Source organism: Nocardia bhagyanarayanae (assembly GCF_006716565.1).
Taxonomy (GTDB): domain Bacteria; phylum Actinomycetota; class Actinomycetes; order Mycobacteriales; family Mycobacteriaceae; genus Nocardia; species Nocardia bhagyanarayanae.
This window is the reverse complement of record NZ_VFPG01000002.1, coordinates 48,966-69,671: the sequence shown is the minus strand read 5'-3', so window position 1 is coordinate 69,671 and position 20,706 is coordinate 48,966. Positions and strand designations below refer to the sequence as shown.

26 protein-coding genes are annotated in these 20,706 nt (G+C 69.2%); 8 read left to right on the top strand and 18 right to left on the bottom strand.

The genetic code is table 11. The features are described 5' to 3' along the window. Positions 1 to 145: 145 nt before the first annotated feature. The 3 genes from FB390_RS27125 (at position 146) to FB390_RS27115 (ending at position 2,462) form a co-directional block, all read left to right on the top strand. Positions 146 to 523: a hypothetical protein gene (locus FB390_RS27125; protein ID WP_141812108.1), complete on the top strand. Its 378-nt coding sequence runs from the start codon at positions 146 to 148 to the stop codon at positions 521 to 523. 457 nt (positions 524 to 980) lie between these two features. After that, positions 981 to 1,706, top strand: coding sequence for a VIT1/CCC1 transporter family protein (locus FB390_RS27120; RefSeq protein WP_141812107.1), 726 nt, complete (start codon positions 981 to 983; stop codon positions 1,704 to 1,706). 90 nt (positions 1,707 to 1,796) lie between these two features. Next, on the top strand, positions 1,797 to 2,462 hold the full coding sequence (locus tag FB390_RS27115; protein ID WP_141812106.1) for a phosphoribosyltransferase: 666 nt from the start codon (positions 1,797 to 1,799) through the stop codon (positions 2,460 to 2,462). Between the two features lie 63 nt (positions 2,463 to 2,525). Here the strand turns inward: FB390_RS27115 and FB390_RS27110 are convergent, their stop codons facing one another. Genes FB390_RS27110 through FB390_RS27105 form a run of 3 tightly spaced genes read right to left on the bottom strand, consistent with a single transcriptional unit; the run spans position 2,526 to position 3,353 of the window. Next, positions 2,526 to 2,714: a CsbD family protein gene (locus tag FB390_RS27110; RefSeq protein WP_141812105.1), complete on the bottom strand. Its 189-nt coding sequence runs from the start codon at positions 2,712 to 2,714 to the stop codon at positions 2,526 to 2,528. A gap of 8 nt (positions 2,715 to 2,722) precedes the next feature. Further along, the gene (locus FB390_RS33760; protein ID WP_221639457.1) at positions 2,723 to 2,878 is read right to left on the bottom strand and encodes a DUF6131 family protein; all 156 of its coding nucleotides are present in this window, start codon (positions 2,876 to 2,878) and stop codon (positions 2,723 to 2,725) included. 37 nt (positions 2,879 to 2,915) lie between these two features. Then, positions 2,916 to 3,353 carry a hypothetical protein gene (locus FB390_RS27105; RefSeq protein WP_185757290.1) on the bottom strand — a complete coding sequence of 146 codons (438 nt, stop codon included), beginning with the start codon at positions 3,351 to 3,353 and terminating at the stop codon, positions 2,916 to 2,918. Between the two features lie 158 nt (positions 3,354 to 3,511). On the opposite strand from FB390_RS27105, the gene FB390_RS27100 reads away from it, so the two are divergent. Further along, a complete protein-coding gene (locus tag FB390_RS27100) occupies positions 3,512 to 3,706 on the top strand; it encodes a hypothetical protein (RefSeq protein ID WP_141812104.1) in 195 nt (64 codons plus the stop codon). Here the strand turns inward: FB390_RS27100 and FB390_RS27095 are convergent. The 3 genes from FB390_RS27095 to FB390_RS33755 form a co-directional block, all read right to left on the bottom strand. After that, entirely contained in the window at positions 3,678 to 3,917 is a 240-nt protein-coding gene (locus tag FB390_RS27095) for a hypothetical protein (protein ID WP_141812103.1), read from the bottom strand. The two genes, FB390_RS27100 and FB390_RS27095, sit on opposite strands and share 29 nt — an antisense overlap. Positions 3,918 to 3,965: 48 nt before the next feature. Next, positions 3,966 to 4,088: a hypothetical protein gene (locus tag FB390_RS34695; protein ID WP_281292426.1), complete on the bottom strand. Its 123-nt coding sequence runs from the start codon at positions 4,086 to 4,088 to the stop codon at positions 3,966 to 3,968. A gap of 166 nt (positions 4,089 to 4,254) precedes the next feature. Beyond that, the gene (locus FB390_RS33755; protein ID WP_185757289.1) at positions 4,255 to 4,485 is read right to left on the bottom strand and encodes a hypothetical protein; all 231 of its coding nucleotides are present in this window, start codon (positions 4,483 to 4,485) and stop codon (positions 4,255 to 4,257) included. 121 nt (positions 4,486 to 4,606) lie between these two features. Here FB390_RS33755 and FB390_RS27090 point away from each other — a divergent pair, with 121 nt between their 5' ends. Further along, on the top strand, positions 4,607 to 5,770 hold the full coding sequence (locus tag FB390_RS27090) for a cytochrome P450 (RefSeq protein WP_185757288.1): 1,164 nt from the start codon (positions 4,607 to 4,609) through the stop codon (positions 5,768 to 5,770). A 10-nt stretch (positions 5,771 to 5,780) separates the two neighbouring features. On the opposite strand, the gene FB390_RS27085 is transcribed toward FB390_RS27090, so the two are convergent. Continuing rightward, positions 5,781 to 6,797 (bottom strand): DUF418 domain-containing protein, encoded by a 1,017-nt coding sequence (locus FB390_RS27085; protein ID WP_141812101.1) that lies wholly within the window; start codon positions 6,795 to 6,797, stop codon positions 5,781 to 5,783. Between the two features lie 121 nt (positions 6,798 to 6,918). Here FB390_RS27085 and FB390_RS27080 point away from each other — a divergent pair, with 121 nt between their 5' ends. Together FB390_RS27080 and FB390_RS27075 are read left to right on the top strand one after the other, a co-directional pair. Further along, entirely contained in the window at positions 6,919 to 7,398 is a 480-nt protein-coding gene (locus tag FB390_RS27080; protein ID WP_246124396.1) for a MarR family winged helix-turn-helix transcriptional regulator, read from the top strand. Continuing rightward, a complete protein-coding gene (locus FB390_RS27075) occupies positions 7,395 to 7,775 on the top strand; it encodes a DUF5313 family protein (protein ID WP_141812099.1) in 381 nt (126 codons plus the stop codon). The genes FB390_RS27080 and FB390_RS27075 overlap by 4 nt, the downstream gene beginning before the upstream one ends. A gap of 26 nt (positions 7,776 to 7,801) precedes the next feature. Here the strand turns inward: FB390_RS27075 and FB390_RS27070 are convergent, their stop codons facing one another. Next, complete coding sequence (locus FB390_RS27070; protein WP_141812098.1) at positions 7,802 to 9,025, bottom strand: cytochrome P450; 1,224 nt, start codon at positions 9,023 to 9,025, stop codon at positions 7,802 to 7,804. Positions 9,026 to 9,249: 224 nt separating this feature from the next. On the opposite strand from FB390_RS27070, the gene FB390_RS27065 reads away from it, so the two are divergent. Next, positions 9,250 to 9,804: a TetR/AcrR family transcriptional regulator gene (locus tag FB390_RS27065; RefSeq protein ID WP_141812097.1), complete on the top strand. Its 555-nt coding sequence runs from the start codon at positions 9,250 to 9,252 to the stop codon at positions 9,802 to 9,804. 362 nt (positions 9,805 to 10,166) lie between these two features. Here FB390_RS27065 and FB390_RS33750 read toward each other — a convergent pair whose 3' ends face one another. From FB390_RS33750 to FB390_RS27015, 10 genes are all read right to left on the bottom strand, one after another. Next, complete coding sequence (locus FB390_RS33750) at positions 10,167 to 10,985, bottom strand: hypothetical protein (RefSeq protein ID WP_185757287.1); 819 nt, start codon at positions 10,983 to 10,985, stop codon at positions 10,167 to 10,169. Between the two features lie 227 nt (positions 10,986 to 11,212). Further along, a complete protein-coding gene (locus FB390_RS27055; RefSeq protein WP_141812096.1) occupies positions 11,213 to 12,169 on the bottom strand; it encodes an MlaD family protein in 957 nt (318 codons plus the stop codon). Beyond that, positions 12,166 to 13,293: an MlaD family protein gene (locus FB390_RS27050; protein WP_246124394.1), complete on the bottom strand. Its 1,128-nt coding sequence runs from the start codon at positions 13,291 to 13,293 to the stop codon at positions 12,166 to 12,168. Before FB390_RS27050 ends, FB390_RS27055 begins: the two co-directional genes overlap by 4 nt. Positions 13,294 to 13,357: 64 nt before the next feature. Then, positions 13,358 to 14,461 (bottom strand): MlaD family protein, encoded by a 1,104-nt coding sequence (locus FB390_RS27045; RefSeq protein ID WP_141812095.1) that lies wholly within the window; start codon positions 14,459 to 14,461, stop codon positions 13,358 to 13,360. Further along, positions 14,461 to 15,507, bottom strand: coding sequence for an MlaD family protein (locus FB390_RS27040; protein WP_141812094.1), 1,047 nt, complete (start codon positions 15,505 to 15,507; stop codon positions 14,461 to 14,463). The genes FB390_RS27045 and FB390_RS27040 overlap by 1 nt, the downstream gene beginning before the upstream one ends. Continuing rightward, entirely contained in the window at positions 15,495 to 16,499 is a 1,005-nt protein-coding gene (locus FB390_RS27035) for an MlaD family protein (RefSeq protein ID WP_141812093.1), read from the bottom strand. Before FB390_RS27035 ends, FB390_RS27040 begins: the two co-directional genes overlap by 13 nt. Then, complete coding sequence (locus FB390_RS27030; RefSeq protein ID WP_141812092.1) at positions 16,496 to 17,530, bottom strand: MlaD family protein; 1,035 nt, start codon at positions 17,528 to 17,530, stop codon at positions 16,496 to 16,498. The genes FB390_RS27035 and FB390_RS27030 overlap by 4 nt, the downstream gene beginning before the upstream one ends. A gap of 3 nt (positions 17,531 to 17,533) precedes the next feature. Continuing rightward, complete coding sequence (locus FB390_RS27025) at positions 17,534 to 18,400, bottom strand: MlaE family ABC transporter permease (RefSeq protein WP_141812091.1); 867 nt, start codon at positions 18,398 to 18,400, stop codon at positions 17,534 to 17,536. After that, a complete protein-coding gene (locus tag FB390_RS27020) occupies positions 18,400 to 19,245 on the bottom strand; it encodes an ABC transporter permease (protein WP_141813113.1) in 846 nt (281 codons plus the stop codon). Before FB390_RS27020 ends, FB390_RS27025 begins: the two co-directional genes overlap by 1 nt. Before the next feature lie 197 nt (positions 19,246 to 19,442). After that, positions 19,443 to 20,534: a calcium:cation antiporter gene (locus FB390_RS27015; protein ID WP_141812090.1), complete on the bottom strand. Its 1,092-nt coding sequence runs from the start codon at positions 20,532 to 20,534 to the stop codon at positions 19,443 to 19,445. Positions 20,535 to 20,706 lie beyond the last annotated feature (172 nt).

The window sequence follows — 20,706 nt, the reverse complement described above, 5'->3', positions numbered from 1 at the left end:
GTCGTGGGTATTCCGGTCGGCGCGCCGCAGCGCGAAAGAATCCGGCGGCGCGGCACGGACAAGGTCAGGCGGCGGGGATCACCTCTAGGAGACCGGGATCGGTCGGCATAGACTTCGGCGCGAATATCGACTCGGAAGGGGTCGCATGGACACGGTCCGAGAAGTAGCCGAAGAAGGTAAGCGGCTCATCGACCTGGCCTGGCTCGGCGAGCTCACCCGCGACGACGCGGTGCATCGGTTCGTTCAGGTGGGCGACGGAATGGTCTGTCCGGTCACGGCGGGCGAGATCATCGATGACGGCGTGCGCTGGCTGGACGCCAACGCCACGCGACTACGGTTCCTCGGCTGGTGCGCCCTACTCGAACTACCGCTGCTCGGAGGTTTCGCCGTGCTCTCGCTCGCCCTTGGCGACTACGTCGCCGCGCTGCTCGCGCTCGCACTCCTCGGCGGCATGCAGTTCGCGCACCGCAAGCTGATACCGCACCCGGTGCCGATCCGCCGCGCTCGCCGCGTGCGGCACTGAAACACCACCTGACTCCTTCGGCTCCAACACTTTTCGTCGGGTGATCGGCGAGCGACTCGTGCCGTGAACCAGACGTGCGGGATCGTCCGACGGCCCGCCGGTCGGGGTTGCCGGCTTGCTGGAGGACGCCGTGCGGATCGAGGACTTGCGAACGGTCGGGGACGAGGACCTGTCCGCCGACGGGTGGGATCCGGCCCCCGGACTGATCATCTCCACCGAGTCCGGCGAATTCCGCACTGCGCGTGCTGGTCCTGGCGAGCGGGCGCGAATCCTCAGACGCCGCCGCACCTTCCTGCACGGTGTCGCCCTCTCCCCCGAGATCCAGGCAGAGATTGTCTGCTCGACTGCGCGTTGTGGTTACAGGAGGCGCCCGCGCCGGACGATCCGTGGCACTCGGCCGCCCTCGAACCCCGCGCGAAGCTGAACCAACGCGGGAGTACGCATTAGGGTGCGGGACATGGAGGACTCGACGATCAGCGGTTCCCATCCGTACGAGCCGCACGCGGGCGGGTTCGCGACCAGGCTGAACTGGTTGCGCGCCGGAGTGCTCGGCGCGAACGACGGCATCGTCTCGACGGCGGGCCTGGTGGTCGGCGTCGCCGCGGCGACGACCACGACGAGCGCGATCTTCACCGCGGGCATCGCGGGTGTCTCGGCCGGTGCGCTGTCGATGGCGGTCGGCGAGTACGTGTCGGTCAGCACCCAGCGGGATTCGGAGCGCGCGCTGCTCGCCAAGGAACGCAGGGAACTCACCGACGAACCCGAGTACGAGCTCGCGGAACTCACCGACATCTACCGGGCCAAAGGGCTCACGCCGGAGACCGCGCGCAAGGTCGCCGAGGAACTCACCGCGCACGACGCCTTCACCGCGCACGCCGAGGCCGAACTCGGCTTGAACCCACGCGAACTCACCAATCCCTGGCAGGCCGCGCTGTCCTCCGCGGTCGCGTTCACCCTCGGTGCGCTGCTGCCGCTGCTGGCGATCCTGCTGCCGCCCGTCACCGCGCGCATCCCGGTCACGGTCGCCGCGGTACTGGTGGCGCTGGCGCTCACCGGGTCGGTCAGCGCGCGACTCGGCCGGAGCGATCCCCGGCGCGCGGTGCTGCGGGTGGTGCTCGGCGGCGCGCTCGCCATGCTTGTCACCTACGGCATCGGGCAACTGGCCGACGTCGCCGGGATCTGACCCGGTCACAGCGCTCCCACCCGCCGTCGTCGGGGATTCGGCCGGGCGTAGACTTCGATGCTTTCCGAAGTCCGAGTCCGGAGGCCGAACATGCCCTTCCGTGATCGCCGGGCGGCGGGTCGGCGACTCGCCGTGCGGTTGGCCGACTTTCGCGACGCCGACGCCGTGGTGCTCGGGGTGCCCCGCGGTGGCGTTCCGGTCGCCTACGAGGTGGCGCGCGCGCTGGACGCGCCGCTCACGGTGGCGATGGTGCGCAGGCTACGGGTTCCCTACCGGCCCGAATTGGCGTTCGGCGCGATCGGTGAGGGCGGGGTCGGGGTGATCGACGACAAGATCCTGGCGCGCGCGTTCGTCTCCGAGTCGGGGCGGGCCGAGGTCGAGGCCGAACAGCGAGCCGACTTGGCGCGCAGTGCCATTCGCTATCGCGGCGGCACGTCCGGTCTCGCGCTGCACGGGCGGACCGCGGTGATCGTCGACGACGGTATCGCCAGCGGCGTCACCGCCCGCGCGGCCGTCGCGGTGGTGCGGGCGGCGGGGGCCGGACGCATCGCGCTCGCGGCGCCCGTCGGCGCGGCCTCGGCGATCCGGGCGCTGAGCGGGCGGGTCGACCAGGTCGTCTGCCTGGAGGGCGCGGAAGTGGTCACCTCGATCGCGCGGTGGTACGGGGATTTCGCCCCGGTCGACGACGCCCAGGTGTGCGACCTGCTGGACGGCGCGGCGGTCGAATTGCGCCAGCGTTCCGCCGATTCGGGCTAGTTCGCCTTCCGGCGCGCACGCCGATGTCGGCCGAGAGTGCTCTCGGCCGACATCGGCGATCGGTCAGCGCCGGAACGCGTCCCGCACTTTGTTGGCGGCTTGTTTCATGTTGCCGCGGAACTGGTCCCGCCGACCCTCCGACTCCAGCCTCGGGTTATCGGTCGCGCGTCCGAAGAATTTCTTCACGCGACCCCGTGCGGCTTGAATGCGGTGATCGAAGCGACCGTTCCGTCGGGAATTGTCGGCGTTCATGGATGACCTCAGTAATAGTGCCTGCGGCCGCCGATCGGACGGCCGACCGAGCCCGCGATCCAGAGCACCGCGCCGATGATCAGCACGATGATGCCCGCCGTGGTCAGCAAACCGATTCCGAGCAACCAGCCCACAATCAGAAGAATCAATCCGAGGATAATCACGGTCACATCCCTTTCTTTCCGGTAAACCGTTGACGTGTCAGGTGGTAGTCGGCGCCTGTGTCTTGCCGTGAGCGCCCGCCATCGGCGCGGCTCCGGACGGTCGGCGCAGGAATCGGTTCGGGCTCCAGACCGGCTTTCCGGCGGGCGGTGGCGCGACGGGCGGCGCCTGCGGCGGAGTCGTGCTGCGGCGGGCCGCCACAACTTCCCTGCGTGACCTGCGCAGTTCCTTGCGCGCCTCGCTGCCGCGGCGCGAAGTGCGCCAGAGCCCGGTCAGCAGGAGGACCAAGCCGAGCGCGCCCACCGCGCCGATCACCGTGCCGTAGAGGAACACCTCTCCGGCCGAGGCCGTGAACTGATAGTCGAAAACGGCGAAGTCGCCCGTCGACGTGTGTAGCTCGTCGGTATTCGCCGCCACCGCGGCGACGCCGACGACCACCGCGCCGATCAGGACGATCAGCCCTATGAGAATGATCATGACAATCCTGGTGCGCTGAAATGTTCTATGACGAGTCCGCTATTCCCGGTTCCGACGGGCTCAAACAACACGATCGGAAACGTTTGCGCCACATGGTTTCGGTGTATGCGCAGAACTGACCACTATCGGTCGATCAGCACCAAGGAGAGCCGGGCATCATGACCTACACCTTCGACCTCACCGATTACTCGGACGAATCCGCCGTCGTCGCCGAGAACGCGCTGCGCGGACTCGGCGGCGTCGATTCTGTCGACGTGGACCGGGTCGCGGAGACCATCACGGTGAACTCCACCACCCTCACCTACGGCGAGGTCCTGAGCGCGATCAGGCAGGCGGGCGTGCCCGCGAAGTAGTTCGCGCGGCCCCGGCCTTGGCATCTTCGTCGGCCGCCTCGGGGTCGGTGCGGGCCAGACGCCGGCGGAGCTGATCGCGCCGCCGTTCGTAGGCCTCGTCGGGCAGGTCCTCGGCCTCGGCGAGTTGCTTCGGCCTCGTCAGCTCGGCCCGCATCACGCGGTACCGCAGCTGCCGTTCCAGCTCACGCTGCTTGTTCGTGTCGGCGTGCACGCCGGTCAGCCGGACGACCAGCGGCAGGGTCGGGCCTTGTCGCAGCCATCAGCTGCGGCCCATCGCCCAGGTGGTGAGCAGCCACACCAGGCATAGCGCCACCACGGCGTCGACCACCGCGCCCGCGCCGCCGAGCAGGCGCGGCCACTCGCTGCCGGTGGTCTCCAGCACCGCCGCGAGTTCCAGCCCGATGCGGCCGAAGGCGAAGCCACTGACGGAAGCCGAGCGCCAACCCGACCGCCACCGCGATGGCCGCGGCGATCACGAACTTCCTCGCCGCGTGCGCGGTGGAGAACCGGCCGGGTTACCACGGCCACGCTGTGGATGACGATGGCGGTCACGTCGTTGAGCAGCCCTCCTGGCCCATCACTACGACGAGGCGGCGCGGCAGCCCGAGCAGTCGGGCCAGTGCGGTGACAGCCTGCGGGTCCGGCGGGACGACTATGGCGCCGAGCGCGATGGCGGCGGCGATCGGTACCCCGGATACCAGGCGTGGAAGACCGCGGCCACAACCGGCGATCGCGAGGCCGACGGCGCGCAACGCGCGTTTGCCGCCCAGCCGCGCCATAGCCGGGCAACCGTCCAGAACGCCGCATCCTGCCCGCACGGCGCATTCGGCGTGCGCGGAGTACTTTGGTGCGCACCGAGCGTGCCGAGAAGTGTTGGCGGACAAGCGGATGGGGGCTGGGATGCGAGAGATCTTCGATGCCGGTTTCGCGGCGGATCCGTGGCCGGTGCTGGACGCACTGCGCCGCGAGGGCGGCGTGCACCGGATCCGCACGCCCGACGGTCCGCCCGCCTGGCTGGTGACCAGGCATGCCGATGTGCGCGCGGGACTGTCGGACGAGCGCTTGACCGCCGACGTCACCAGGGCCGGACCGGTCGACTACACCGGATTCGCCGTTCCGCCGCCGCTGAACGCGCTGCTCGTCGCCGACGCCGAGGCGCATGCCCGCCTGCGCCGCCTGATCACCGCGGAGCTGACGCCGCGCCGCCTGACCGGGTGGGACGAGCGCGCGGGCGATCTGGTCGATTCGCTGCTGCGGGGCGCCGAGGCGGACCCGAAGGTGGATCTGGTCGCGCGTCTCGCGGTCCCGCTACCCACGGAAGTGCTCGGCGACCTACTCGGACTGGCCGATTCCGAACGGGAAACCCTTTTGGACTGGGCGAATTCGACGCTGGCGCCCGACGGGTCGGCGCCGCGGGCCAGGGACACCCTCGCCGCCATGCGCGCGTTCGTCGACGCGACGATCGAAACGGCGAACGGGGACAGCGCGATCGGCCGGCTGGTCGCCGCGAGCCACGAGACCGGCTCGCCGACCCGGGACGAGCTCGCGGGTGTGCTGTTCTATCTGCTTTTCGTCTGGTACGAGGTGCTGGTCGACCTGATCGCGGGCGCGCTGCTGATGTTCGTCGGCGAACCCGCGCACCGCAGAGCTTTTCTGGCGGCCACCGACCGGCGGCGCGCCGTGGACGAACTGCTGCGCTACCTCTCACCGCAGGTGCTCGCCGGACCGCGTTTCGCGACAACGGATCTGGACATCGGCGGCTACACCGTGCGAGCCGGGCAGACCGTTCTGCTGTGTCTCGCGGGCGCCAACCGGGATCCGGCGGCGTTCGATCGGCCCGACCGGTTCGACCCGAGCCGCGTCCGGAATGCCCAGCTGGGCCTCGGCTACGGCCCGCACTCCTGTCTCGGCACCGCGCTCGTGCACAGCGTCACCGGGGCCGTACTCGAGCACTTCTGCGCCAGATGGCCCGAGACGACGCTGACAACGCCCGCCCGAGAAGTTCCGTGGCGCTGCGGTTTCCGGCACCGCGGGCCGCTTCTGCTGCCGGTCGCGCTCGCCTGAACCCTTCGACTCACCTGCGCGGCAGGCCGATCGATGCGATGCCTTCCGGCTCCGGCTTGCGGATCGGGACGATGCGCCACCAGGTGACGCACCGCCACACCCACTCCAGCGGGCCATATCGAAGCCAGTACATCCACACGTAGCTGACGAACGCCTGGAGCAGCAGGATCGCGGCGGCCAAGCCGAGCAGCGCGGGGTAGCGGGTGGTGCCGCCGAGATGCAGGCGCTCTTCCGCGAGCAGGATCAGCGCCGTCGCGGAGACGTAGTTCGTCAACGCCATGCGGCCCATCGGCTCGAGCACTTCGGCGAGTACTTCACCGAATCCGGTGCGCAACACGAGCAGCAGCGCGGTCGAATAGGCGACCGCGCCGAGCAGACCCGCGATCGGTTCGATCGAGCTGGTCCACAACTCCAGATACGGTGTGCGCCACTGCCATACCGCGGTCGCGATCGCGGCGGGCAGCGCGAGAACGAAAACGGCCGCGATCGGCCAGGTGCGGAGTTCGTCGACGAGGCCGAAACGTTCGGCGGCCAAGCCGAGCAGGAAGAGACCGGGCACCAAGGCCAGCCCGCCGCCCAGGGTGAGCGCCACACCCACCGTGCCAACCAGTCCCGCGACCAGAACGAGCCACGACGGCAACGCGGAAGCGGGCAGCAGGATCACCAATCCCACGACGGCGTACGGCAGCAGCGCCTCGCCCGGCTGAAACATCTGGTGCACGAGTCCGAGCACCGCGAGAGCGATCAGCCTGCGCACCAACACCATTCGCGGACGCGCCGCGTGCTCGGCGGCGCGATCCAGGAACAGCGCGAAGCTCAGGCCGAACAGGAACGAGAAGATCGGGAAGAAGCGCTCCTCGACGACCACCGAGAGCACGTGCCGGACCGGGTCCATGGCCGCACCGGAGGGCACGGTGGCCGTCATGTCGGTGATCTGCCAGATGTTGACCACCAGGATTCCGCATAGCGCGAACCCGCGGACGGCGTCTAGTTCGTGAATGCGCTCGCGCGCGGCGACGTCGTACATGCCCCGACAGTAACGGCGCGGGCGGGCGGAGATGGTGAGCAGCTGTCGCATGGCGTCGCACACATTTACTTCACGCACTAACTATTTGTGCGTTAACCTAGCCGGGACCCGAGGAGGAACCGTGGACACCGAGATCGAGGACCCGCTGCGCCTGGACCGGCAGGTGTGTTTCGCACTCGCCGTGGCCAATCGCGCGGTGCTCGCCGTTTACCGTCCGCTGCTCGAACCGCTCGGCCTCACCCACCCGCAGTACCTGGTGATGTTGGCGCTGTGGGGCGAGGCGCCGATGTCGGTGAAGGAGATCGCCGAGGCCATCCAGCTCGATTCGCCGACCCTCTCCCCGCTGCTCAAGCGCCTGGAGTCGGCCGGACTGATCAGCAGGGGCCGCGACCCGCGCGACGAACGAAACCTGGTGATCGACCTGACCGAGGCGGGCGCCGCGCTGCGCGCGCAGGCCGAGCGCATCCCGCCCGCGGTGGTGCAGCGCCTCGGCGTCACCCTCGCCGACCTCGAAGAACTGCGCGACGTGCTGACCAGGGTCAACGACGCCGCCCGCCGCGCGATGCTCGCCGAACCGCTCACGACAGGAGCCGACGCATGACCCGCGCCCGTCGCCGCCCCAATCCCGTCGAGTGGATCGGCTACGCCTTCGGGCGCAGGCTGCCCGATTCGCTGCACGACTGGGTGCGCGAGGACCTGACCGGAAAGTACGCCGTAGCAAGGCATCTGGTGCGCGGTCTGGTGCCGTTCACGCCGCTGTTCGCGGTGTTCATGTTCTTCCCCGGCGCGCTGTGGCTGCGCGGATCGATGGTGCTGCTCGCCGTGCTGCTCGCGCTGTTCTACACCGCGGCCTTCATGCCGATGAACCGCGCGCACCGGCTGGCCAAGCACGGGCTGCCCGCCGATCTGGAGAATCCGGAGCGGGCGCGTAAGCGCGAGGAGGAGCGGGCCCGCTACGCCGCCCAGTACCCGCACTGAACCGCGGAGCGCCAGCCCCGAGCGACTCAGTGGAGCACGAGTTCCAGCCGCGCGTGCCGTCGCACGAAGATGCTCGGAACCCATTGGGCCGCATCGGGTTCCGGTGCCAACTCGAACGACTCGGTAGTCCCGAGCAGCGTTTCGAGCGCGACCCGCGCCTCCAGCCTCGCCAACGCGGCGCCGACGCAGAAGTGGACGCCTTTACCGAACGCGAGGTGACCGCGTTGGACCGCGCGATCCAGGCGGAGCAGGTCGGCTTCGGGGAAGATCGCCGGGTCGCGGTTGGCCGCGCCCCAGAGCAGCAGCAGGTGCGCGCCCGCCGGCAGGTCGACGCCGCCGAGCGTGGTGTCGGCCACGACGTGCCTGTGGTGGGCCCGGAACGGCGATTCCAGCCGCAGCACCTCCTCGAGGAAGCCGGGCAGCAAGTCCGGCTCGGCCCGAAGCCGTTGCTGGAGACCGGGATCGGTGGCGAGCAACCGGACGGCGTTGCCGATCAGCCCGGCGGTCGATTCACCGCCCGCCCCCACCAGCTGCACCAGCAGCAGCGCCGCGACGTGCGGCTCGAGATCGCCGGAAGCGCACGCTCGTGCCAGGTCCCCGAGCAGATCGTCGCCGGGCGCGACACACGCCGCGGTGAACGCCCGGTGCAGGTAGGCCGCGAGTTCGGTCGCCGCGGTGATCACCACGCCGAGCCGATCGGTGGTGAGGACCCCGCCGAGCAGTTCGGTGGAGCCGTAGCCCCATTCCACCAACTGCGGAATGTCGGCGGCGGGCAGGCCGATCAGGTTCGCGACCATGGTCATCGGGAGACGGTCGGCCATGGCCGCCATCCACTCGACGCGGCCGCCGCGCACGCCTTCCACCCAGAGCCGCCGCGCGTTCGCCGCCATCGCAGGCTCCAGCGCGCGAACGCGTTTCGCGACGAGCGTGGGCAGCACCAGCTTGCGATGGCGCAGGTGCTCCGGGTCGTCGGCGGTGGCGAGCACGTGCACCGCCTGCCCCTCGCCGTCCATGTCGAACACCGCCGCCGACCCGTCGGGCTGCCGCACCAGCGCGGCGGTCAGGTGCGAAGAGAAGTCGGCGAGGCGGGTGGTCGCCTCCACGACGAGATCCCAGCGGCTCACCAAGTAGAAATCGGTGCCGTCGACCCGGTGCACCGGCGCGGTGTCGCGCAGCCGCTGATAGAGGGGGTACGGGTCGTCGAGCGACTCCGGGTCGAACAGGTCGATCTCGTTCACCGTGCGGGTCATCCGCTCCGCCTTTCGCACTCCGACAGCGATGTCCCCCATCAGGTTTCGCCGCGGCGGCGGCCCGCGTCAATGGGTTCGGAAAATTGAGACGCGCGGGCCGAAAGGCCTGGTCGAGCCGTGTCTCACGGATGGGCCGCGAGCTGGCGGGCTGATGATCAGCTCTTGGCGATACGTCTCACCGTGAGACAAAATTCTTGGACCGTATCCGACGGAACGAGGGCGCGATGACCGGACAACCGGACTGGCTGGCCGGCGGCGACCGCCGCGCGCTGGCGATCGAACGCATCCATGCCGCGGCCGCCGACCTGATCGCCCGCGACGGCATGGCCGGGCTCAGTATCGAGCGGGTCGCCGATCGGGCGGGTTGTTCGCGCGCGACGGTCTACCGGTACGTCGGCGGCAAGTCGGCACTGCGCGAGGCGGTTCTCGCCGGAGCGACGGCGCGGATCGCGGAGACCATCGCCGCGGCCGTCGCCGACACGACGGGCGCCGAGCGCGTCGCGGGGGCGATCCTCGCCGCGCTCGACGCGGTGCGGGCCGACCGAGTCGCGGTCGCCTTCCTCAATGGCGCAACCCCCGGCGAGGTCGAGCGGTTTCTGGCGGGCAACCCGCGGCTGGCGCTGGTCGCCTCGGCACTCACCGCCACCGGCGACGACCCCGCCGCCGGGCAGTGGATCGTCCGCGTGGTCTTGTCGCTGTTGTACTGGCCCGCAGGCGATTCCGCCACGGAGCGGGCCCTCGTCGATCGATTCGTCGTGCCGGTCTTCGCCAGAACATAGTCAGCGGATCGACCGATCGGTGTACTGCTCGAGAACATCATTCACCCTTCGAGCATCCCAGCCCCGTCCAGCGATTTTCCCCACCAGGCAACCACCCGGCATCCCACCCATCGGGCACCTTGCCGTCCGGCAGCTCACCGACCCGCGGGCACGCCGGGCGCGATCGGTGGCCCTGCAACGGGACAGTCGCGGCACGACGACGGCGCCGGTTCAGCGAACAGGACAGGCGCGGGCGGAGGCGCAAGCGCAACTGAGGCAGGCGGTGAGGGCGCCGGCTGGCCGTGCGGACGCGGCGAGCCGTGTTCACGCCGCAGGCGACGCAGGCGGCACCGGCGCGACAACCGGCGCCGACGCCCGGCAGCTCACCGGCCGGCGGGCAGGCCGGGGGCGATCGGTGGGACCGGCAACTGGAACAGTTGGGGCACGACCGGCGGCGGGGGTACGGCGGGCGGGGCGGGCGCGGGTGGCGGTGCGGGTCCGATAGGCGGTGCCGGTGCGGCGGGCTGTGCGGGTGCGGGTGCGGCAGGCTGCTCGGGCGCGGGCGGCGGAGCGGGTGCGGCCGGTGGGGCGGGCAGGAGGGGCGGCACCGGCCCGCCAATCCCCTGATCCTGTGGGACGCAGATCCACCGGCCGTCTGGTGAGAGACCCCACTGGGCCGTGATGCCGTCGTGCGAACAATCGTCGCCGACCTGGTGGTCTTCGCGAGCGTGCTCCGGTGGCACGCAGACCCACTCGCCGTCGGGGCCACGACCCCACTGGGCCGTGATGCCATCGTGCGAACAATCGTCACCGATCCGGTGCGGCTCGTGACCCTGCCCCTGCGGCACGCACATCCACTGACCCTCGCGCAGATCCCACTGCGCGGTGATGCCGCCCGCCGAGCAGTCGTCGCCGATCCTGCGCGCGGATTGCGGTGCCGCCGAAGCGGAGGCAGGCGGACGGGCGGTGGTGCCCATCGGCATCGTGCGCGCGGTCGGGCTGGCCGTCGGTTTGGTGGTGAACGAGGGCGTCGGCGGTGTCGGCCCGTTCTCCGGCTCCTGGTTCGAACGCAGCACGAGCCCGATCGCCACCACCACCGATAGCGTCGCGGCGATGGCCGCCGCGATGGTGAGGACGCGAGTGTTGTTGTTCAGGCCATCGTCATCGCCGTAGGGCGCCGGTCCGCCACCGGATTCCACCATCGCACCGCCTTCACTGTCGAACAGAGAACACCGTCACGAGTAGTCGATCTTCTCCGGGAGGTTACCCGAAGGTCGCTGACGAGAAGATCCACTCTCCACAACGAGGTCCGAGCTGCTCAACAGGCATGCCTACGGATTACTACGAATCTGCCCGCAGGCCAACGCAACCCAACTCCGCAGAGCGGCCCTACGCCTCGCACAGGCCGCAGGGGCTGGTATGGATGGATCTATTTGATGGCGACGCGGATCTGGACGGCGTCGTCGTCGGTGCTCTGCAGGGCTTGGCCGATCAAGGCGCTCAGGTCCAGCCGGGGTGCGGCCGAGACCGCCGCGTCCGCGAGGGGCTGAAGCCCGGGGATCAGCGCCTTCAGCTCTGGGCCCGCCTGACGGAGCCATGCCGTCAGCTTCTCCAGGAACGGCACGACGCCATTGCCCTCGAGGTACATCTCCGGGCTGCCCTGCGCGGTGACCAGGCGCCCGACCGCCTCGACGAGTTGGTCCAATGCCTGGCCGAATTTCACCAACCCGGGCGCGCCCGCCGCGGTGGCCGGACCCGCCCATTCGATGTCGGCGGCCGCCAACTGGAAGCTGTTGAGCAGCTCGGCGATCTTCGGAGCCCTGGTCATGATGGTCGAGGCGAGCAGGTCGCCGGACCTGGCGAGCTCGGGCATCACCGACTCCGTGCCGGTGATGGATTTGCTCATGGTCTCCACCAGCGACCCGACCACCGCCGGATCCAGCTGGTTCATGGTCTTGGTGACCATGCGCGCCACCTCGGCGATCGACAGCGGCGTCCGGACGTCCTCGGTGTCCAGGCGCTGCCCGTCACGCAAGTACGGCCCACCGTCGGCCTTCGGCACGAACTGCACGTACGGCTCACCGAGCGCGGACAGGTGCTCGATGGTGACGACGCTCGCGGTGGGCACCTTGTGCTCGGCGTTCACGCGGAAGCCGACCTCGACACCGGCCACGGTGCTGTCCACCGAGGTGACATCGCCGATCTCGATGCCGGTCAACAGGATCGGCGAACCGACGCCGAGCCCGCCGGAGTTCTTCAACACCATGGTGGCGTGGGTGTAATCGGCGAACGGATCGACCCGCACCACGCCGAAGGTCAGGTAGGCCGCGCCGAGGATCATGATGGCGGCGATGCCGCCGAGCGAGGCAAGCGAACCGATCTTCATCGGACGGCTCCGATCATGCGCAGGGTCTGAACGATCCGCTCGACCTGTTCCTGTTCCGCTACCGGGCTCGCGTCCGCCCGCACACCGGTGACGTTCACCTTCGGCCCGCGCTCGACGAACGGAATGACCTTGTCCCGCAACAGCGCGACGAGCATCGCCAGGTTCGACGGATCGCGCAGGTCCAGCGGTCCACCGGTGGCCAGCGGCACGAACGCCTTGGCCGCCGCGTCACCGGACTGCACCAGCGGCGCGAGCCATCCCAGCGACTGGCCGACCGGGCCGAGGCCGCTGAAGATCTCGGTCACGCCGTCGATGGACCGCGTCGCCGCGCCGAGCCGGTCCACCGAGGCCGCGCTGAGGATGTTGTCCAGCTCGGGCTGAACCTTGTGCAGCACTTCGGCGTTGTTGGCCAGGCCGTAGAGCAGCAGGTCGACCTGGTCGAGGTTGGCGGCCAGGTCGGCGGCGTCGGCGCCCATCACGCCCGCGATGCGCGCGGTCTCCTTCGGATCCTGCGGCAGTACCGAATTGAACCGGTTGACGATGTCCTGCAACTGGCCGACCGCGCCGCCCTGCACGAAGAACGCCATCGCCGCCATCGTGTCCTCCAGTTGCACAGGCGGTTTGGTGTGGTCCAGGTCGATGGTGCCGCCCGGCCCGAGCAGCTTGTCGAAGCCGTCCGATGGTGTGGTCAGCGCGATGTGGATGTCACCGAGCACCGTGTTCTGGCGCAGCTCGGCGATCGTGTTCGCGGGCAGCTGTACCGATTTCGAGATCTCGGTGTCCACGACGACGTACCCGCCGCGGCCCTGCGGCGCCTCGGCGGCGGGCACCACGGTGACCTTCTCGACCGTGCCGATCTGCGCGCCGTTCGCGATGACCTTCGCGCGGGCGGGCAGATTCAGCACGTTGGCGAACTGGATCTGCACGCGGTAGCTCGGCCCCGAGATCGACGTGCCGGGGACCGGCACCGAGGACGGATCGAAGGCACAGCCGCCGAGCGCGACCGAAGCCGCCAGCGCCAGCGCGATTCCGCTGCGCCGCAGGGTCTTCGGCCGACCACGCAGCGTCATGGTGCGCCCGGTCGCCCTGCGCCCCGTGACCCGCCCAGTCGCCTGTGTGCTCATGCCCCCGCCTCGCTTACGCTCGGCTCCCGCATCCGCGAGGCGCGCCGGCACATGATTCGCTCATTCATCGCGCACCCGCCAATCCCAGTACCAGCTGGACCAATTCCACGTTCACCATGCCGTTCTCTGCGCCCGCGCACCGGCCGGGCGCCACCGCGTTCACCGCCGCGCACACCGCTTCGGCGTTGCCCTGCGGAACCGCCACCTTGGGCGGGGCGTAGGTCAGGCTCGCCGCGCCGGTCTCCGGATCCGCGACGCTCCGCAATGCGGAGGCGAACACCGGTGTGGTGAGAACGATCTCGCGCAACGAACCGACGTTGGCGCGCAGCAGCTTCAGCATCGGCACCGCGCGGTCGAGCAGGGTGAGGATCTCGTCGCCGAACGAGGTGGTGATGTCGTTGAGCATCGGCAGCACCTCGGCGAGACCGTCGAACAGCTGCGCGCCCGGGATCAGCAGGTCCTCGCTGGCCTGGTTCAGCACCGGTCCGACGCGCACCAGCATGGACTGCAGGTCGCCCCAGTACTGGTTGACCTTCTGCGAGACCGAGGCGAACGCGTCGAAAATGCCCGCGAGATGGCCGATATCGGCGTCGGGCGATTTCAGCGCCGAACCCAGCTTGCGGATCAGCTCGTTGATCTGCGGCCCGGTGCCGGCGGTGGCCCGGTCCAGCGCGGTGAGTCCGTTCGCCAGTGAATTCGGCTGGGCCGGATCGGGTCCGACGATCTGGTCGGAGAGCTGCGCGAGCGCGGTGAGCGTCTCGGTGAGGCTCTTCGGAGTCAGCGTCTTGGTGATGCACCGGGAACTGTTCCAGCGCTCCAGGTTCGTGCCGCTGGCCAGCACCGCGAGTTCCCGGTCGGCGACGACGGTGTCGGACACCGTGGTGGCCGAGGCGTCGGCGTACACCGGATGGTCGGCGTCGACCTCGAAGTCGACCCGCACGTTCGGGCCCTGGTTGCGCACCGAGGTCACGCTGCCGACCGTGATGCCGCGCATGGTCACCTGGTTGCCCTCGTACAGGCCGATGCTGTCGGGCATGATCGCGCAATAGGATTCGGTGCTCTTCAGCGGATCGAAGACGACGACGTAACCGACCACCGCGAGCGACGCGATGACCACGGCCCCCGCGATCGACATGAACGCCTGGGTGCCGAGCAGCTTCTTCAGCATCAGCACTCCTTCCCCGGCACCGGCACGCACACCGACGACAGATCCAGACCCGCGGGCGCGGGCACGGTCCGGCCCGAATGATCCAGAACCACGCCCTCCTCGGGGATCACCAGCGACCGCAGTTTCTCGCTCAGCTGCTGGGCGCTCGCGATCATCGGTTCGAGCTTGCCGCCCATCTCCTCCAGCCGGGGCAGGGCGTCGGCCAGCTGCCGCGCCCTCGGCTTCAGCGTGGACTCCCACGCGGGCGTGAGTGCGGCCAGCCGCTGCACCACGCTGTCGAGCAGGGCGACGGCCTCGCGCAGCTCCGCGCGCTTGTCGATCAGCACGGTCTCCAGCAAGTTGACGTTGTCCATCAGCCTGCCCAGATCGGTCTTCGCGCCGTCGTACATGGTCACGTATTCGTCGGCCACCGCGATGGCATTGGAGACCTGGGCGCGCTGGCGGTCGATGGCGTCGATGTAGCCGCCGACGGTGTCCAGGGTGGTGCGCAGCGTCTCCGGAGCGGACGTGAGCGACTCGTCCAGCGCCGCCAGGTTGCGCCGCAGCGTGTCGCCGTCCAGCTCGTTCAGCGGCGTCGTCGCGTCCTGGAAGGTCTGGATCAGGCTGTAGGGCAGGCGAACTCGATCCGCCGGGATCGGCTTGTCGCCGAGCGGCGCGTCACCGGCGGGGAACAACGCCACATAGTGCCCGCCGACCACGGTCAGCATGCGGATGTCGAGCGAGGTCTTGTCACCCACGAACACATCGGATTTCACGGTGAACTTCATGACCACCCGATCCGGCTTCAGCTCCAGCGATTCCACCGAACCCACCGAGACACCGGCCAGGCGCACGTCGTCGCCCTCCTTCACCGACTGCGCCTCGGACAGTTCGGCGGTGTAGGTGGTCTTGCCGAACGGCACCGCGTACAGCACCGCCGCGGCGAGCATGCCGAGCGCGACGAGCGCCGCGCCGAAGATGCCGAAGCGAATCTCCTTGCGCCGCTTCGCCGCATCGTCCAGGATCGGCCGGTCGCCGCCGAACCAGCGGGAAATCACGCCTGGCATATCGCCACCTTCTGTCCGGCGACGAGGACGCGCACGGGCGCGGGTAGCTCGGCGGCGCCCTTGCTGCACTCCGGCTGCCAGCCCGCGACGGTGCGCGGCAGCGCGTTGTCCACCGACTGGAGCAGGCCGGGCAGCCTGCCGAAGACCTCGACCGCCTGCTGCGGATCGGGGAACAGGCCGCGGATCATCGCGTCGATGTCCTGGCCGCTCTGCGGGTCGAGCCCGAGTGTCGCGAGCAGCCGGTCCAGCGGACCGAGCACCGCGGGCGCGGACATCGCGAAATCGGCCAGCCCGCCGATATTGGCTTGTAGCGATTGGAAGACGTCGCTGAGCCGGGCCAGCAGCGGCACCAGGTAGTGCACGCGTCCGCCGACCCGGTCGGCGATATCGGACATGTTCTTCACCAGCTGACCGATCACCTGCTGGCGATCGCCGACGTACTGGCTGAGCTTGCCGATGGCCTCCATGGCGGGGCCGATACCGGTGCCGTCGCCTTCGATCACCGCGAGCATGCTCTCGGTGAACTGGTTGACCGCCTCCGGCGACAGCGTCGCGAGCACCGGCTTCAGACCGTTGAACAGGCTGGTCACATCGAACGAGGGCACCGTCATGTCGGTGCCGATGACCGCGTTGGCGGGCAGGGGCACACCGGGATTCGGCTGCTGCTGCAGATCGATGTACCGCTGACCGGTCAGGTTCTGGTACCGGATGGCCAGCGTGCTGTTGTCGTAGATCGGCGTCGCCGTCTCGACGGTGAGATGGACCTTCGCCTTCACACCGTCCAGCGAGATCTTCTCGACCTTGCCCACCTGCACGCCGTACATGCGCACGTCGTCGCCGACCTTCAGGCCGTTGGCGTCGGTGAACAGCGCGTCGTGCGCCTGGGTTTCACCGGATACCGGCCGCTTGATCGCGGTGAGCACCAGTGCGAGCACCACCGCCATCACCGCCGCGAAAAGACCGAGGCGCCATGCCGCGCCGCGCACCGTCATCGGATACCTCCCTGGCCGAGCAGCGGCACCGCGATCCCCGGCACACCCTGCAGGTCGACCTCCAGATTCAGCACCGGCCCGTCCGGCGAATCCGGCATCGCCGCGCGCAAACGCTCCAGCAGCAGGCGCAATTCGGCCGCCGACTGCCGCGGCCGCGGCACCATCTGGGCGAGCACGGCGAGCACCGGCGCCAGCATGTCGGTGGCTTCCGCGAGCCGGCCGCCCGCGGTGCTGACCGTGGTGGCCAAGCCGGGCAGGATCTGGCCGGTGAGGGCGGCGACGCCGACGTCGTAGCGGTCCTTGTCGGTCTGCACGATCCGGATGTCGTGGATCTGGTCCAGGATCTGGATGGTCGCGCCCGCGAAATCACCGCCGCCGTCGAAGGCCGGACCCAGTCTGCCGAGCAGTTCCGAGGCGGGCATCGTCTGGTTGTCGGCGATGGTGCGCGCCACCGTGATCAGCGCCTGCACCAGCGGCGTGAACGCCTTGAAGTCCGCGGAGACCTGCGCGATGACGGTCGCCAGTTGCGGGCTGAAGACCGACGCGCCCACCTGCGACAGGCTGCGCAGAATGCTGCCCATCGTCGCGTCGTAGACGCCGACGGCGCGCGGGCCGGTCAGGTCGATCTCGGAGTCCTGGCGCAGCGGCGAACCGCCTGGCCCACGCCGCAGTTCGAGTTCGCTGATGCCGAACAGGTTGGCGGGCGCGTAGTCCACAAGCAGCGAGTCGTCGATGCCGTGCAGCCGGGAATCGTCCAGCCGCAAGGTGATTCGCTGAGTACCGCGCGGAGCGGGGGCGATCGTGGCGACCTCGCCGACCAGCACGCCGTCGAGGCGCACCTGGGTGCCCTCCGTGACGCCGTCACCGATCTGCTCGGTGTGCAAGGCGATGCGCAGCCCGTCCTCCGAGCGCAGGTCGCGGTAGAGCGCGATGGTCAGCGCGACCACCGCGATCAGCGCGACGATGACCGAACCGACCGTGCGCGAACGTTTCTTGTCCGCGGCGACGCCGGGCAAACCGTATTCAGGCAATGTTCACCCCGTGAAGCTGATCGCCGTGTTGAAGCCCCACAGCACGATGGACAGCACCATGTCGATGGCGATGATCGCCACGAAACTGGTGCGCACCGCGCGGCCCGACGCGATGCCGACGCCCTCGGGGCCGCCCTTCGCGAAGAAGCCGTAATAGCTGTGCACGAGGATCACCACGGTGCCGAAGATCGCGACCTTGATCACCGCGGCGATCACGTCGAATCCGGACACGAACTGGAAGAAGTAGTGGTCGTAGACGCCCGCGGACTGGCCGTGCACCAGCGTGATGAGGCCGCGGCAGGCGAGGTAGGACAGGATCAGCGCGATCAGGAAGGTCGGCACGATGGCCAGCGCGCCCGCGATCACCCGGGTGGTCACCACGAACGGCACCGAGCGCAGGCCGAGCGACTCGATCGCGTCGATCTCCTCGGAGATGCGCATGGAGCCGATCTCGGCGGTGATGCGGCAGCCCGCTTGCGCGGCGAACCCGACGGCCGCCGCGATCGGGGCCAGCTCGCGGGTGGTCGCGTAGGCCGAGACGATGCCGGTGACCGGACCCATGCCGAGCATGTCGAGGGTGGCGAAGGATTCGACGCCGACCGAGGCGCCCATGACCAGGCCGAGCACGATCATCATCGGCACCGTGCCGCCGCCGACCACGATGGAGCCGCGACCCCACGTCATATTGGTGATGGCGCGCATGGTCTCGGCGCGGTACCGGCGCAGCGTCAGCGGAATCGCCGAGAGCACCTGCCAGACGAACACCGCGACGAAGCCGAACGAGTCGATCGCGCGCAGGACGCGGCTGCCGCGCCGGAAGTAGCGCGCGACGGGAGCCAGTCCCTTCGGGACATAGGAAGAGACAGCCATTACGCCAGCCTCGTGGGCAGGAACATCGCGGTCACCTGCGTCAACAACAGGTTCACACACACGATCGACACCACCGACAACACCACCGCCGCGTTCACCGCATCAGCCACACCCCGCGGACCACCCTTGGCCTCCAACCCCCGCTGACACGCGATGATCACCACCAAAAACCCGAAGATCAACGCCTTCACCAACGACATCCACACATCCGCGGTCGTCGTGAACGACCCGAACGTCGCCCAATACGACCCCGGCGTCACCCCCTGCCCACCGATCGCCACCGCATACCCCGCCAACACACCCACGAAAATGATCAACACGTTCAACAACGGCGCCACCACCACCATCGCCACCAACCGCGGAATCACCAACCGATGAACCGGCGAGATCCCCATCGTGTGCAACGCATCGATCTCCTCCCGGATCGTGCGCGCACCCAGATCCGCCGCGATCGCCGCCGCCCCCGCACCACCCAGCAAAAACCCCGTCGCCATCGGCGCACCCTGCTTGATCACACCCAACCCACCGGTCGCCCCCAACAACGAATCCGCACCCAACGTGTGGATCAGATTGCCCACCTGGATCGACACGATCACCCCGAACGGAATCGCCATCAAGATCGCCGGCACCGTCGTCACCGTGATCAACCGCCACGCCTGCAAGATCGCCTCACGCCACTGCAACTCCCGCCGCGCGAGATCACCCACCGCCCCTACCACCGACTCCTGCGCCATACCCACCGCACGACCGAACGTCCGCAACGACGACACGACACTGTCGGAGAAATTCTCGCGGACGATCGCGGTCGCGGATTCCCGGGTGGTCGTGTCCAATTCCGGCGTCATAGACGAGACCCGCATGCCGCGCTTTCCGCACGGGAGATGTCGAAATTCATGGCGCTCTCCGAATCCGGCGTCAATGCCAACATCCGTCAAGCTAATCGGTACTCTGCGTCACAACAAAATTGGCATGCTGTGACCCTGGCCACTCGAGATGTGTTCTCGGCACCGGCCCCGGTTATTCGTGAGACACATCACGATGCCTACGGACTCGCGGCCAGGAACACAAAAGCCGAGAACAGAGCCAGATGGACGCCGCCTTGCAGCAGCGTCGCCCGGCCGGGGACCACGGTCAGCACACCGACGACGACCGTCAGCGCGAGCAGGACCATCTGCGTCGCACCCAGCCCGAGCACGAGCGGACCCTGTAGCCAGATAGTTGCCACAGCGATGGCCGGGATGGTCAACCCGATGCTCGCCATCGCGGAACCCAACGCCAGGTTCAGACTGATCTGCACCTGATCGCGGCGGGCGGCCCGCACCGCGGCCAGCGTCTCGGGAAGCAGGACGAGCAGCGCGATCGCCACGCCCACCGCGGCGGGCGGCATGCCCGCGTTGGCCACCGCCGATTCGATGGCGGGCGAGACCACCTTCGCCAGACCGACCACGCCGACCAACGCGACGAGCAGCAGCCCGAGGCCGGTGAGCGTGGCGCGGACGGTGGGCCGCTCGACGGTCGTGTCGTCGTCGGTGACCACGCCGTCGCCCTCCACCGGTAGGAAGTCGTCGCGGTGGCGCACCGTCTGAACCATCACGAAAAGGCCGTACAGCGCGAGCGAGGCGACGGCGGCGAAGGCGAGCTGCGCGGGCGAGAACTCGGGGCCCGGCACGCTCGAGGTGAAGGTCGGCAGCACCAGGCTGAGCGTGGACAGCGTCGCCACCGTGGCCAGCGCCGCGCCCGTGCCCTCCGCGTTGAAGACCGCGAGGCGTCTGCGCAGCGCGCCGACCAGCAGCGCCAGGCCGAAGATGCCGTTGCAGGTGATCATCACCGCGGCGAAGACGGTGTCGCGGGCCAGGGTCGCGGACTTCTCCCCGCCGGAGATCATCAGCGTCACGATGAGCGCCACCTCGATCACGGTCACCGCGACCGCGAGCACAAGCGATCCGAACGGCTCCCCCACCCGGTGCGCGACGATCTCGGCGTGATGGACCGCGGCCAGGACCGCACCCGCGAGAAACACCGCGACCACGATCACCCCCACCGTCGGCAAACTTCGTCCCCAAGTGGCGACCAAAGCGAGCGCGGCCAGGAGAGGGGCGAACACGGTCCAGCGGGTTGTCGACGCACGGATCATGCCTTCCATCGTCCCAGCTATCTCCGCGCACAAGATCGGTATCATCGGGGGGATGCAGCAACGACTCCGCGAGGCCGTCGCCACGGGCATCCTGCTCGCCCCGCTGCTCGCCGCGTGCACCACCGTGCCGGAGGGCCCGACACTCCTCTCCGCGTCCACTACCAGCGAATCC

What these genes read in the sequence shown, in the direction of transcription:
- FB390_RS27085 (WP_141812101.1), bottom strand. Translation starts at nt 6,797, where the DNA reads ATGTACGACGTCGCCGCGCGCGAGCGCATTCACGAACTAGACGCCGTC.
- FB390_RS27125 (WP_141812108.1), top strand. Translation starts at nt 146, where the DNA reads ATGGACACGGTCCGAGAAGTAGCCGAAGAAGGTAAGCGGCTCATCGAC.
- FB390_RS27100 (WP_141812104.1), top strand. Translation starts at nt 3,512, where the DNA reads ATGACCTACACCTTCGACCTCACCGATTACTCGGACGAATCCGCCGTC.
- FB390_RS27090 (WP_185757288.1), top strand. Translation starts at nt 4,607, where the DNA reads ATGCGAGAGATCTTCGATGCCGGTTTCGCGGCGGATCCGTGGCCGGTG.
- FB390_RS27105 (WP_185757290.1), bottom strand. Translation starts at nt 3,353, where the DNA reads ATGATCATTCTCATAGGGCTGATCGTCCTGATCGGCGCGGTGGTCGTC.
- FB390_RS27065 (WP_141812097.1), top strand. Translation starts at nt 9,250, where the DNA reads ATGACCGGACAACCGGACTGGCTGGCCGGCGGCGACCGCCGCGCGCTG.
- FB390_RS33750 (WP_185757287.1), bottom strand. Translation starts at nt 10,985, where the DNA reads ATGGTGGAATCCGGTGGCGGACCGGCGCCCTACGGCGATGACGATGGC.
- FB390_RS27040 (WP_141812094.1), bottom strand. Translation starts at nt 15,507, where the DNA reads ATGCCAGGCGTGATTTCCCGCTGGTTCGGCGGCGACCGGCCGATCCTG.
- FB390_RS27020 (WP_141813113.1), bottom strand. Translation starts at nt 19,245, where the DNA reads ATGACGCCGGAATTGGACACGACCACCCGGGAATCCGCGACCGCGATC.
- FB390_RS33755 (WP_185757289.1), bottom strand. Translation starts at nt 4,485, where the DNA reads ATGGCGCGGCTGGGCGGCAAACGCGCGTTGCGCGCCGTCGGCCTCGCG.
- FB390_RS27120 (WP_141812107.1), top strand. Translation starts at nt 981, where the DNA reads ATGGAGGACTCGACGATCAGCGGTTCCCATCCGTACGAGCCGCACGCG.
- FB390_RS27025 (WP_141812091.1), bottom strand. Translation starts at nt 18,400, where the DNA reads ATGGCTGTCTCTTCCTATGTCCCGAAGGGACTGGCTCCCGTCGCGCGC.
- FB390_RS27075 (WP_141812099.1), top strand. Translation starts at nt 7,395, where the DNA reads ATGACCCGCGCCCGTCGCCGCCCCAATCCCGTCGAGTGGATCGGCTAC.
- FB390_RS27035 (WP_141812093.1), bottom strand. Translation starts at nt 16,499, where the DNA reads ATGACGGTGCGCGGCGCGGCATGGCGCCTCGGTCTTTTCGCGGCGGTG.
- FB390_RS27045 (WP_141812095.1), bottom strand. Translation starts at nt 14,461, where the DNA reads ATGCTGAAGAAGCTGCTCGGCACCCAGGCGTTCATGTCGATCGCGGGG.
- FB390_RS27055 (WP_141812096.1), bottom strand. Translation starts at nt 12,169, where the DNA reads ATGAAGATCGGTTCGCTTGCCTCGCTCGGCGGCATCGCCGCCATCATG.
- FB390_RS27070 (WP_141812098.1), bottom strand. Translation starts at nt 9,025, where the DNA reads ATGACCCGCACGGTGAACGAGATCGACCTGTTCGACCCGGAGTCGCTC.
- FB390_RS27115 (WP_141812106.1), top strand. Translation starts at nt 1,797, where the DNA reads ATGCCCTTCCGTGATCGCCGGGCGGCGGGTCGGCGACTCGCCGTGCGG.
- FB390_RS27110 (WP_141812105.1), bottom strand. Translation starts at nt 2,714, where the DNA reads ATGAACGCCGACAATTCCCGACGGAACGGTCGCTTCGATCACCGCATT.
- FB390_RS27050 (WP_246124394.1), bottom strand. Translation starts at nt 13,293, where the DNA reads ATGAGCACACAGGCGACTGGGCGGGTCACGGGGCGCAGGGCGACCGGG.
- FB390_RS27015 (WP_141812090.1), bottom strand. Translation starts at nt 20,534, where the DNA reads ATGATCCGTGCGTCGACAACCCGCTGGACCGTGTTCGCCCCTCTCCTG.